Origin of the sequence: Anabaena sp. UHCC 0187 (genome assembly GCF_009712035.1) — a bacterium.
In the GTDB taxonomy this organism is placed as follows: Bacteria; Cyanobacteriota; Cyanobacteriia; order Cyanobacteriales; family Nostocaceae; genus Dolichospermum.
Map to the genome: position 1 here is coordinate 1 of NZ_VILB01000002.1, position 12,182 is coordinate 12,182.

The 12,182-nt window shown below is 40.6% G+C and carries 9 protein-coding genes and 1 pseudogene; 5 read left to right on the plus strand and 5 right to left on the minus strand.

The annotated features are described in order from the left end of the window. The first annotated feature begins 288 nt into the window (after positions 1 to 288). The gene (glyQ, locus tag FJR11_RS01330; protein ID WP_168501933.1) at positions 289 to 1,173 is read left to right on the plus strand and encodes a glycine--tRNA ligase subunit alpha; all 885 of its coding nucleotides are present in this window, start codon (positions 289 to 291) and stop codon (positions 1,171 to 1,173) included. A gap of 79 nt (positions 1,174 to 1,252) precedes the next feature. On the opposite strand, the gene FJR11_RS01335 is transcribed toward glyQ, so the two are convergent. The 4 genes from FJR11_RS01335 to FJR11_RS01350 form a co-directional block, all read right to left on the minus strand. Next, complete coding sequence (locus FJR11_RS01335; protein WP_168501934.1) at positions 1,253 to 1,621, minus strand: hypothetical protein; 369 nt, start codon at positions 1,619 to 1,621, stop codon at positions 1,253 to 1,255. A 5-nt stretch (positions 1,622 to 1,626) separates the two neighbouring features. Next, entirely contained in the window at positions 1,627 to 2,763 is a 1,137-nt protein-coding gene (locus FJR11_RS01340) for an Mbeg1-like protein (RefSeq protein WP_168501935.1), read from the minus strand. A 392-nt stretch (positions 2,764 to 3,155) separates the two neighbouring features. After that, on the minus strand, positions 3,156 to 4,523 hold the full coding sequence (locus FJR11_RS01345) for a lipoxygenase family protein (protein WP_168501936.1): 1,368 nt from the start codon (positions 4,521 to 4,523) through the stop codon (positions 3,156 to 3,158). Between the two features lie 41 nt (positions 4,524 to 4,564). Next, entirely contained in the window at positions 4,565 to 7,330 is a 2,766-nt protein-coding gene (locus FJR11_RS01350) for a LamG domain-containing protein (protein WP_168501937.1), read from the minus strand. A gap of 419 nt (positions 7,331 to 7,749) precedes the next feature. On the opposite strand from FJR11_RS01350, the pseudogene FJR11_RS01355 reads away from it, so the two are divergent. The 3 genes and pseudogenes from FJR11_RS01355 to FJR11_RS01365 form a co-directional block, all read left to right on the plus strand. Then, positions 7,750 to 7,900 (plus strand): annotated as a pseudogene (locus FJR11_RS01355) (DUF4079 domain-containing protein); the annotation flags it as partial. Between the two features lie 217 nt (positions 7,901 to 8,117). After that, positions 8,118 to 9,218: a Holliday junction branch migration DNA helicase RuvB gene (ruvB, locus tag FJR11_RS01360; RefSeq protein WP_168501938.1), complete on the plus strand. Its 1,101-nt coding sequence runs from the start codon at positions 8,118 to 8,120 to the stop codon at positions 9,216 to 9,218. 100 nt (positions 9,219 to 9,318) lie between these two features. After that, positions 9,319 to 10,119: a tetratricopeptide repeat protein gene (locus tag FJR11_RS01365; RefSeq protein WP_168501939.1), complete on the plus strand. Its 801-nt coding sequence runs from the start codon at positions 9,319 to 9,321 to the stop codon at positions 10,117 to 10,119. A 19-nt stretch (positions 10,120 to 10,138) separates the two neighbouring features. Here FJR11_RS01365 and FJR11_RS01370 read toward each other — a convergent pair whose 3' ends face one another. Then, positions 10,139 to 10,672: a dihydrofolate reductase gene (locus tag FJR11_RS01370; protein WP_168501940.1), complete on the minus strand. Its 534-nt coding sequence runs from the start codon at positions 10,670 to 10,672 to the stop codon at positions 10,139 to 10,141. Between the two features lie 176 nt (positions 10,673 to 10,848). On the opposite strand from FJR11_RS01370, the gene FJR11_RS01375 reads away from it, so the two are divergent. After that, on the plus strand, positions 10,849 to 12,135 hold the full coding sequence (locus FJR11_RS01375; protein WP_168501941.1) for a glycosyltransferase: 1,287 nt from the start codon (positions 10,849 to 10,851) through the stop codon (positions 12,133 to 12,135). The last annotated feature ends 47 nt before the right edge of the window (positions 12,136 to 12,182 follow it).

A 12,182-nucleotide genomic window follows, 5' to 3' on the forward strand; every position in this document is an offset into this window, starting at 1 on the left:
ATTAACCGTTTTTACAACCACGGTCAGGTTATTTTCTTTTTCTGACGCAGGTTACTTGTTGTATTCTGGCTTTCAAACTATAATATTTTCAAGGTTCGGTGCGACTTCGGCGTGGCGTTTATTTCGCTTCGCTTCAGGCACTTATTTAATATATCGAACCTGCTTTGGTTTGTCAACTACTTTTTCAAACTATTTTTGAATTTGTTTTTTATTTGCCTGAAAACTGCTCACTATGCTGGGTTTAGTCCACAATGGGTTAGGAATTGTTGACTCAAGGAAGAGTAGATAGTGAATTTTCAGTCGGTAATAGCGGTATTGCACCAGTTTTGGGGACAGCGTGGCTGCTTGATTGCCCAGCCCTATGATATCGAGAAGGGCGCGGGTACTAAGAATCCCCATACTTTTTTGAGGGCTTTGGGTCCTGAACCTTGGGCTGTGGCTTATGTTGAACCTTGTCGTCGTCCTACTGATGGACGTTACGGCGAAAATCCGAATCGGTTTCAGCATTATTATCAATATCAAGTTTTGATTAAGCCTTCACCGGACGATATCCAGGAAATTTATCTGGATTCTTTACGGGCGTTAGGGATTTGTCCTGAAGACCACGATATTCGGTTTGTGGAGGATAACTGGGAAGATGCGACGGTGGGGGCTTGGGGTACTGGCTGGGAAGTTTGGTTAGATGGGATGGAAATTACTCAATTTACATATTTCCAGCAATGTGGAGGTATTGATTGCCGTCCTGTGTCTATTGAGATTACTTATGGTTTGGAGCGACTGGTGATGTATCTCCAGCAGGTGGAGGCAATTACTAAGATTCAGTGGACGGATAATCTTACTTATGGTGATGTTCATCTTCAGGGTGAGATTGAACAGTGTACTTATAATTTTGAAGCGTCGAATCCTGAAATGTTGCTGACGCTGTTTGGCTTATATGAGCAGGAAGCTACTCAACTAACAGAGCGAGGACTGGTTTTACCTAGTTTGGACTATGTAATTAAGTGTTCTCATGCTTTTAATTTGCTTGATGCTAGAGGGGTAATTTCAGTAACCGAACGCACTCGTTACATTACTAGGATTCGGCATTTGGCAAGGAAAGTGGCTCATTTATATGTTGAGCAAAGAGAGAAGTTAGGATTTCCGTTGTTGAAAACTACGGTTGGGACGAGATAGAATCTGATTTAGCGTTACCAGTTTAAGCATGGTAACGCACAAAGTTATCAGTTATCTGCCGTTTTTTGAAAGCGTGATCTTAGGCAATGGGATTCTTATCTAGATTTTTTTCAATACCTTTAAGATACAAACCCATATCATGATCTTTGACACCATCAATACCGGGCTTGCCTATATCTTCGATTGAGCCTTTGACTCTATCTTTAAATTGATTCCACCAGCGGATATCATGGTGGAGGTTTTTGGCTGCGTCAATATACAAGAATGTGCCGATATGTTTATATCCAAGAGCGCTGGGGGCAACACGAGTCACAATATCGTTGTTATTAACAAATCGGAAACTGGATGATTTGTATTTGAGATCAAATTTTTCCACAAATTTACTATCTCCGGTGCGGGGTTGCCCAAAGGTATATAAACTATGAACAGGTTTATTAAAACTGTGCATTTTAGCTACACATTGTCAAGCTGACGCATGGCCAACCGACGATAGTCACCCATGCGATGATCGCCGACACTATCAGACTCCAACTCCAAATTGACCGTACGTTTAAAGACACCCCTCAATCTTTCCCACCATGCCTTAGGATTAAGCCAAGAAAGTGACATATTCTGGTTCAAGTTGCCATCGCAATCGAAATACAAAAGATTACCGACATGATTAAACTTGACACTGGGAACACGAGGAACAATATCATTATTGTTCACCGCTCGAAAAAAGCGCTCTTTCATCCCCTTATCCAAGGATTGAGCAAAAATTTGATCGCCTACCCTGGGTTGCCCAAAGGTATAAATCCCAGCCACCTCAAATTCTGGCATTTCGTCATCAAGAGTTGCCCCTGCCAAAGTCGCTAATGCTCCACCTAAGCTATGTCCTGTGATCCAGATAGGCTGGTTATTGTTACGGAGACTCTTCAGACGACCGATTGCATCTGGCCAAAGAGACTCCAGGGAACTATAGAAGCCTGCATGAACCATGCCTACTTTCCAGGAAGCCTTAAGCAGTTTGATATTGGTGAGCCAATCGGTCAAATTTTCAGTCCCCCGAAAGGCAACAATGATTTTTTCATCATCACCAACCATCAGACCTTGAGTGTCAGTGTCGGGAAATTCCAGATAATGTTCATGACCATTGATTTGAAAACCCAGTTTTTCTAGTTTAGCCTTACTCTCATCTGGGTTGCCGTAAGCTGCTTCCGCAAAATAAGCCAAATAAGCTAAATTTCCCGGACTAAAGGTGCGAGTGTTTGGCTCAAATGCGCTTTCGAGAAAAGCACCTTCCGAACTGATTTTAGTGGATTCTTGGGCAACTTCCGGTTGGAACTGCCACCACTCATTAACATCCTCAGCCTTAGAAATATAGCCATCGTAGCGAGTACATCGAGCCAATCGTTGATTTTTGTAGTGGAGGTTAGTTAGATAAACATTGTCTCCGTAGCGAATTTTGTTGTCGCCACTTTTATCGCGTTTGTTGATTTGCCAGCTTTGCTTTTTGGGGTGGAAATTATCGCTCCAATAGTAACAATCATGGCTATCTGACCAAGAACCCAAGACATTATGCTGTTCGGGCAGCGATTCTGTTGATTTCAATCGGATCACTGCCCCATCAGTTAGCTCACCTGTTGAATCTCCCAGAATTTGCAACTTGATATTGTTAGACTCGCGGAGCTTTTTATTCTTGTCTATCTTTTTGTCTTTGCCTAGCTTAGGCCAATGATATCGATCAGTTTTACCCTTACTAAATTCAGTCACATAATCGCCGTTCATGTGCTGTAAATAAATGGTGTCGCCATAGTTTAGAACATCCCCAGGCTTGGCAACATTAGACTCAGATTGCAAATTACTTTCCATGTTTTTTCCTATTTATTCGAGAATCGGTTTAATGGTTGCGTGAGTAGAATTAATGTTTTTTTGCACTAAATCAGGACTCACGCACAATTCACAGGTAACTTTTATGACTTAGTTTACACTATCGGTAAACCCTAAATACTGATACTCATCAGAATTGTATCAATGGCAATTCCGGGTTGAATTTGATCCCGATTTTCCCAAAGTGCTTCTTTGAGCTTGTTAGCAACAGGTAGATTCACACCCATGATTGGGTTATGACGAACAGAGGTCAGATTCAAGGTAGTTGTTAACTGTCGGGCATTTCTGGCAGCCGTCATGGGGTCTTTCTCTTTCCACATACCGAGGGTTGCATACTCAATATCACCACCATCGTCGTACTGCTTGTGATTCACCCAGGAATGCTGGAAGGTGCTGATATAGATGACATAAACGCACATTTCCCGAAGGTCTTGGAGAGTCTTAATGTCTAATATTCCCAATTCTGGTTTGAGAATGGAATGTGCCGTCAAATCCTTGGACATGGCTGTAATTTCCGACCAGTATTCTTGAATACCAGCTTGATTTTGATCAAAAAAGTCCTTGACGTATTTATTAATGATCTTCCACATAGCGATCGCTGCTCGGTCATAGTGATTATTAGCTACATAATCGGGCAGTGTGCGTGTTCTAGGACTCCAGTTGCGGTAAGTGAGGGTTTTTAATTCTGCTACCAGGATGCGTTGAGTGTCCTGAATATTGAGGACAGTTAGTTGGGGAACAACACCTTCATTTCCTTCTGTACCAACCAGTTCCGCTAAACCTTGTTGATTAATGGATAGTAAGCCCTCAAAATGTGGCTCTAATAATTCAACAATTGGGTTATTAACCACATTGCGGTAATAAGCCATTGCATATTGGTCTATATTCAGGTGAGTACCACCCAAATGAGCAACAGTTTCGTGGAGAACAAACTCAGCACAACGGAAGAGTTTTTTAGCCCATTCCCAATCCTGATCACGGGGAGTGAGGTTCTTGATCTCAGTCTCTCCATGTAGGCTAAATTCAATCGAATGGACATGAAGTTGCTGACCATCCAGACAGAAACGAGCTTCAATGAATCTGGGGAGAATACCGTTAGCATCAACAGTTACATCGCTAAAGTCATAACGAATGAAATACTGCCAAGGCTGATTTTCTACTCGTTTCAGCTTACCAGGGCTGAAACCATTCAGACGACGCTCAACAAAAAACTCATCACTAAACTTATCAGGACGCAGACGAGTGAGATTGGGTATCAGGTAGGGAACAGCATTAAGTTCAGTCCCCCCACTTTTGAGGTTAGGGGCAGTGATAATTGGCCGCACTAAACCTATACCATACACACTGCATTTAAAGTTGTACTGCCATTTGAGGCTAGGTAGGACAGTGGGAGGCAGGGGTTTGGTGACATCAAAGGTGGGGATATCCGCCGCATAGATGAATTTTTCTTGATTTGCCTTTCTTTCTTCCGCAACAGTCATGTTTAATACCTCTAAAATCTGTAAATTACCCAACAAATCTCCTAAATACTGATACTCATCATCAGCTTATCTAGGGGCAGTCCTGGTTCAATTTGAGCGCGTTGTTTCCAAATTGCATCCTTCAAATCAGCAGAACCCACATCCATGATCAAGTTGCAACGAACCGCCGTCAGGTTTTGCATGGATAATATCTGTTTAGCGTGTCTGGCTGCCAGGAGGGGGTCAGTATCTTTCCAGGCGCTCATGGTGACATACTCAACATCACCAGCATCTTCAAATTGCTTGTTATTAACCCAAGAGTGGTAGAAAGTGCTGTTATAAATCACATAAACACACAAATCCTGGAGGTCTTGCATGGTTTTGATATCCAGAGTTCCCAATTCTTTTTTGAGAATACTATTGGCGCTGAGGTCTTCTGACATACCGACAATTTCTGACCAGTAACTTTGAATGTCTGCACGGTTCTTGGCAAAGAAACGACTTACATAGTCAGTGATAATCCGCCACATCGTGGATGCACTGGGATCAAAGTAGTTATTGGTAACATAATCTGGCAAAAATTGCGATCGCGGATTGCCATTGCGATAAGTCATATTACTCAATTCCTGACGAATGAGGACATACATATTGTCAACATCCACACAGGAGAGGAAGGTAACAGCACCGTCTACATCCTTACCGTCCTTGTCTTTGTAGCCCAGAATGGCAAATACACCCCGTGTATTCATATTCAGGACAATTTCCAGATGAGGTTCGAGTAACTTTTGAATGGGATTATTGATGACGTTGCGGTAAAACGCCATTGCATACTGATCCATATTCAGGTGCAAACGACCCAAGTGTATTCCTGTTTCGTGATAGAGGAATTCCGTACAACGGAACAGTTTTTTTGCCCATTCCCAATCTTGATTACCAGGGCGTTGGGTTTGGATTTGGGTTTCACCAAAGAGGGTATATTCGATGGAGTGGGGGGTGAGTTGTTGCCCTTCTAAACAGAAACGAGCCTCAATTAATTTGGGTAAAATGCCGTGTTCATCAATTTTTTGAATGCCACTCATGTCATAGCGGATGACATATTGCCAGGGCTGATTTTGCACTCGTTTGAGTTGACCGGGGTTAAAACCATTGAGACGGCGTTCTACAAAAAATTCATCACTGTACTTATCCAGACGCAGACGGGTGAAGTTTTCTGGAGCAGTTGCAATCTGTTTAGGTGGTAATTTGGCGGGAATTTTACTAAAGTCGCCGGCATTTTCTACCAAGACTTGCCGCATTAAGACATCCTTGGTTGCTCCTCCCAAACCATAAGCTGATTGATAGAAGTTAGCCAGCCAACGGGGTGAGGGGTGGACTTCAGATGGTAGGGGTTTAAAAGCGTCTAAGGCACGAATATCACCAATTTTGCCAGCATAGCTAAATTTCTCTTTGCGGCTGAGAATGGCAACTGGTAACTTAGATTTGCTCCAAGTCGCGCCGGAAATCATGCCAAAGTTGTCAGAAAAACAAGAATCGTAAGCAATCTCAGTTGCACCCTTGTCTAATAACCAATAGCCAACTAAGCCCGGTTCAATGGACTCTAGACGGCGAGACATATTGGCTTGAATTAGGGCAGAAGCGCGGGGGATATTCCAGATGCGGAGTTCTGCTAGTTGACCTGCAAAATGGGAATTCGCGGCATAACTTTTGCCAATTAATAGGTCTGCTTCGGCATTATCTGCGATCGCCCCTTCCAGTGGAACTGCGCCTTGGGACTGGCCATTTACAAACATTTCCACCTGCTGGTTACTGACAACGGCAGCTAAATGATACCAACGTTCTAGAGCGATTTCTGTCTTGGTAGTTCCTCCTACAATCAGATTAGTTTTATCTTTTGTAGAATAGGTAAATACTGGTAATTTTGTAGTTTCGTTAATAGAAAGACCATAGAAAATGGCCGCTTTATTTAGAGGAGGTTGACCGGGTTTATCAGGTTCGGCGGGATTATATTGCTTCGTAAAAATCGCACCACCTTTATAGGCAGATAAATTTACCCAAGCTTCTAAGGTGATAGTTTGAGAAAGACCGAGAAATCTTACTCCTTTGTCAGAACTTTGCCCTTTACCACAGGAAATAAAGTCGTCTTTGCCATCAAAGGAAAGGACAGATTGTTGTTGGGTTTCCCGTTGAAGAGGGAGTTGTGCCTGGGTCCAAGTTGTTTCGTATAGTTTGCCATGGTTGCCGGCAATCGTGCGATCATTAGCATCTCCATCCAAGGGAAGATAGAGACATAATCCTCTTTCACTACCCACCAGACGGCGATTCATCTGCTGTTCAATTTCTAGTTGGGTGCGGGCTTGATTCCAAATCCGAAATTCAGCGAGAGAGCCTTTCCAGGGGGCAGCAGCATTGGGACCTGAACCGATGACAAATTTTTGAATTGGGATTAAGGTTCTGTTTTGTCCACCGCCTTGATGCCAGAGTTTGCCATTTTGATAAATGTACATTTGTCCGGTGACAGCATCTTTCACAAAAGCCCAATGAGTCCAGACATTATAATCACTAAGTTGGACAGGTTTGTTAATGCGATCATACCCAGTTTGATTACCCGCATCCCAATAAATATTACCACCCCAAGGCAAATGAATATTTAAAATCCGGGCATTTTGAGCGTCATAAGCCCATAAAATACTGGTTGCTTGTGAGAGACTATTTTCTCCTTTAGCCCAAAACTCAATAGTGATGGCCTTTTCAATGGTGGGAAACCCCTTAGATAATTCAATCCGATCATTCACACCATCAAAGGTGAGAACAAATTTTTGTTCAGACATGAATAGCTTCCTTGCTAATTTTTAATGACTTTTTCATGGTTATTCATGGAAATTTTTCCATGAATTTGAAACTTTTGTGTAAAAAATTGACTTAAAAATCATAAACGATACCCGCAAAATTTTCAGTAGTGTGGTGGGTAATTGCCACCAAAACCCTCATCAGTTGGGCATTGTCTACCCTACATATATTTGCAAAATCAAATACTATTTTTGTGTTGAATTATTTACTACTGATGATAGTATTACTCGTAAGTGTAAAAATAAGATAATTTTAAATTATCTTAATAATTGCGAGTTAATTACTCAAAATTGACATTTTTATCTTGATTATGATAGAGACAAAAAATATTAAAGTATCATTAATAATCAGTTAAATCACTTAAGCCCTAACTTGGTTAAGTTTAAGAAATGTAAAGAAGATGGTAGAAAAATTGAGTCAACTACTAGAACCCATTGCAGCTTGGTTTCGTTCTTTTGGTGTTCCTGAACCGATTGTGCATTGGGGACATCCAGCGATGATGGGAATTGTGATTTTTGTATCGGACTTTTGTGGGAGTGACGGGTTGGCGTGTTGACAATCTAAACTAACCGCAAATATTCTATACTGGTTTTATTTATTAACTGCTTTAACAGTTTAACCGTTGTTAATAATTCAATTTTAGGCTATTTCAATGTAAACAGTAAATAAAAAAACAAGGAAATACTGCCCAAAATTCAATTAAATGTGAGTAATTGTTAGCTTTTAGCCTACTGTTAATCAATCCCTACTTCTGAATTCCTGAAAATTATGGCGATTATCTCCTCCAAAAAACAGCCTCCAGAACCCAACGGAGAACCTAAACAGCAGCGGGAATCAACAAAAGCACCCCCCGCAGAAAATCTGTTGCAATCGGAAGCTGCTATTAATGAACAAGGTAAACCAGAAGAGAGTATTCGTCCCCAGCGTTTTGCTGATTACATCGGACAAAAAGATTTAAAGGATGTTTTAGATATAGCGATTAAAGCAGCCAAGTCTAGGGAAGAAGTGATGGATCATTTGCTGTTGTATGGACCACCTGGTTTAGGTAAAACGACAATGGCGATGATTTTAGCATCAGAAATGGGGGTAAGTTGTAAAATTACCAGCGCCCCAGCATTAGAACGGCCACGGGATATTGTGGGATTATTGGTGAACCTGAAACCAGGAGATGTGTTATTTATAGATGAAATTCATCGGTTATCACGGATGACAGAGGAAATTCTGTATCCAGCGATGGAGGATTATCGCTTAGATATTACCGTGGGTAAAGGTTCTAGTGCCAGAATTAGAAGTATACCGTTATGTAAATTTACCTTAGTTGGGGCGACAACTCGCGTCGGAGCTTTGACTTCACCATTGCGTGACCGATTTGGTTTAATTCAAAAGTTGCGCTTTTATGAAGTTGATGAACTGACTAAAATTGTTCTTCGCACCGCTGAATTATTACAAACCTCAGTTAATCTAGATGGGGCTACAGAAATAGCCAAACGTTCACGGGGAACGCCCAGAATCGCTAATAGATTACTAAAAAGAGTCCGTGATTATGCGGAAGTAAAATCATTTATAGAAATTAATGAAACTGTTGCAGCAGAGGCATTGCAACTATTCCAAGTCGATCCTTGTGGATTGGACTGGACAGATAGAAAAATGCTGAGTGTGATTATTGAAAACTTTAATGGTGGTCCAGTGGGTTTAGAAACTATCGCTGCTACTACTGGGGAAGATACCCAAACCATTGAAGAAGTTTATGAACCGTATTTAATGCAAATAGGTTATTTAAGTCGGACACCCAGGGGGAGAATAGCTACTAAAGCGGCATATCAACACATGGGTTTTAAGCCACCCAATGAACAGTTGTCATTGATGTAAATGCACCAATATCCAAATCTAGATCCCCGACTTCTTTGAAAAATCGGGGATCTAAAATAAAATAATGGTACTTGTTAGTTACATATCACTTCAGAGTTAGATGATTAAATTAATTGGTATTTTCCTAAGTCTGTTACTGGTTTTTGGCTGGAATACACCAGTTATGGCACAATCTCAAAGCATCACCCCAGAAGAATTACAAGCGGGGGATGAATTAGCCACTAAAGCCTTTCTAGCTACAAATCAAGGTGATTTTGTCACAGCAGAAGCCTATTGGACAGAAATCATTGAAAAATTCCCCACCAATGCGGGAGCATGGAGTAATCGTGGTAATTCTCGTGTTAGTCAGAATAAATTAGCAGCAGCATTAACAGATTATAATAAAGCTGTAGAACTTGCTCCCGATGTCACTGATCCTTATTTAAACCGAGGGACAGCATTGGAAGGTTTAGGAAGATGGAACGAAGCGATCGCCGATTATAATCGCGTGTTAGAATTAGATCCCAAAGATGCGATGGCCTATAATAATCGTGGTAATGCTAAAACAGGTTTAGGAGAATGGGACGCAGCCATATTAGATTACCAAAAAGCCACAGAAATAGCCCCAAGTTTTGCCTTTGCTAGAGCTAATTATGCCTTAGCATTATATGAAACCAGTCAAACAGAAAAAGCTATCCGCGAAATGCGAAATATAGTCCGTAAATATCCTAAATTTGCTGATATGCGAGCGGCTTTAACAGCCGCTTATTGGGTAACAGGAAATAGAGGAGAAGCGGAAAGTAATTGGGTAGCAGCCTATGGATTAGATATCCGCTACAAAGATATGAATTGGGTAACAAATATCCGCCGCTGGCCACCGAGTATGGTAGCAGCTTTGGATAAATTTTTGAAATTAGAATAAGCTAATTTTCCCAAATAAATTATCCAATTATCGGAGGTGACGTTATCTCATTAACGCACCTTTCAATCTCTACAAATTTAAATTTAAAGCCATTTTCTTGCAACTTTTCCTCTTTTGTAATTTCTCCAAAATCTGCAAATTCAGGAAAGTATATATCTCCGACAAAATCACCTTCAACAATAGTTAAATACAGCTTATCAGCAAATGTGATTGCTTCTTTATAAATTTCGCCACCACCAGCGATAAATATCTCTTCTGTCTCACTCATTTTCGCCCATTCAATTGCTTTTTGTAATGAATGGAAAACAAGACAGCCAAATGCTTGAAAATTAGGATCTCTGGTAACAATGATAGTTGTACAATTGAAAAGTGGTGTGTTAAAGGTAGCATAAGTTTTGCGTCCCATAATTATAGGATGTCGCCGAGTAATTTCCTTAAACCGACGTTCATCACTGGGAATATTCCAAGGAATACCCAAATGAATATGTTCCTTTGTGGAGTCGGCTAAAATCCGATTTTCGGACAGGGCTGCAATGAGGCTAATTAGAGGCATAATTGATAAAATCCTGATTTGGAAAGAGGTAATGAGATTTAATAAATACAGTTTTTGATAATTAAAGATAAGTTTTAGAAATTAAAGTAAGCACTTTTAAACAGAAATATCTATGCTTTGAATCTATGGGGCGTTTTTCTGCTATACATCATTGTAATTAACCAGAAAATACGATTATGACTCATTTTGCAATTATTTGTCCTGGCTCAACTGGTCCCCTGAATACAATGCTGCCATTAGGGCAAGAAATGAAAAAGCGTGGTCATCAAGTTACTGTTTTTGGGATACTAGACATTGAATCAAAGGTATTAACAGCAGGGTTAGAATTTCAAGCTATAGGTGAGAAAGAGTTTCCGTTAGGAGCAGCAGCGAAATCCTTTGCTGAACTAGGAAAACTTAAGGGATTAGCCGCATTAAAGTATACGATAAATCTTCTGGCTAATATGGCATCAGTTCTACTGAGAGATGCGCCAGAATTAATGAAGAATATAGGTGTAGAAGCTGTACTGGTTAATCAAGGTGCTTCCGAGGGTGGTACAGTTGCAGATTTTCTAGATATTCCCTTTGTCACTGTATGCAGTGCTGTGGTATTAAATCGGGAAATTGGAGTTCCCCCTTTCAATACAGTTTGGCACTACAGTTCTACTTGGTGGGCGCCGTTACGCAATAAACTAGGTTATGCAATACTTAATAGTGCAGCCAAGCCCATTAGTGATGTAATTAACGAGTACCGTCGAGAAAAGAACTTAACACCACATAATCACCCAAATGATCGTTACTCTCAACTAGCGCAACTTAGTCAAGCACCTGCTGAATTTGAATTTCCTAGAGAAAGATTACCTGCATGGTTTCATTTTACAGGTCCATACCACTCATCTGCTAGTAGGGCATCTGTACCTTTTCCTCATGATCAATTAACTGGTCAACCGTTGATTTACGCTTCAATGGGAACTTTACAAAATCGTCTTATTCATGTCTTTGAAAAAATTGCCACAGCTTGTGAAGGATTAGATGCTCAGTTAATTATTTCTTTAGGTGGTTCTGCTAAACCAGAAGCTTTACCAAATTTACCAGGTAATCCCTTGGTAGTTGAGTATGCACCTCAATTAGAAGTGCTACAAAAAGCAACTATGATGATTACTCATGCAGGCATGAATACTACAATGGAATGCCTGATGAATGGCGTGCCTATGGTAGCAATTCCAGTTGCTAATGACCAGCCTGGAGTAGCTTCACGTATAGCATGGACAGGTGCAGGAGAAATGATACCTTTAGATAAATTAAATGTGAAACAGTTACGTAATTCTGTGGATCTGGTACTTAAAGACAATTCTTACAAACAAAATGCTCTTAGATTACAAGCAGCTATTCAAAAATTAGGTGGTGTAAAACTAGCAGCAGATATTATTGAACAGGCTGTATCTACAGGCAAACCTGTTTTAAATTCAAAATTTCTGAATTAATTGACAGATAGCTAAAATAAATATTTTTTCAACAATATTACTCAAAA

Coding starts and splice junctions, on each gene's coding strand:
- FJR11_RS01335 (WP_168501934.1), bottom strand. CDS start 1,621: ATGCACAGTTTTAATAAACCTGTTCATAGTTTATATACCTTTGGGCAA.
- FJR11_RS01345 (WP_168501936.1), bottom strand. CDS start 4,523: ATGACTGTTGCGGAAGAAAGAAAGGCAAATCAAGAAAAATTCATCTAT.
- FJR11_RS01350 (WP_168501937.1), bottom strand. CDS start 7,330: ATGTCTGAACAAAAATTTGTTCTCACCTTTGATGGTGTGAATGATCGG.
- ruvB (WP_168501938.1), top strand. CDS start 8,118: ATGGCGATTATCTCCTCCAAAAAACAGCCTCCAGAACCCAACGGAGAA.
- FJR11_RS01365 (WP_168501939.1), top strand. CDS start 9,319: ATGATTAAATTAATTGGTATTTTCCTAAGTCTGTTACTGGTTTTTGGC.
- FJR11_RS01370 (WP_168501940.1), bottom strand. CDS start 10,672: ATGCCTCTAATTAGCCTCATTGCAGCCCTGTCCGAAAATCGGATTTTA.
- FJR11_RS01375 (WP_168501941.1), top strand. CDS start 10,849: ATGACTCATTTTGCAATTATTTGTCCTGGCTCAACTGGTCCCCTGAAT.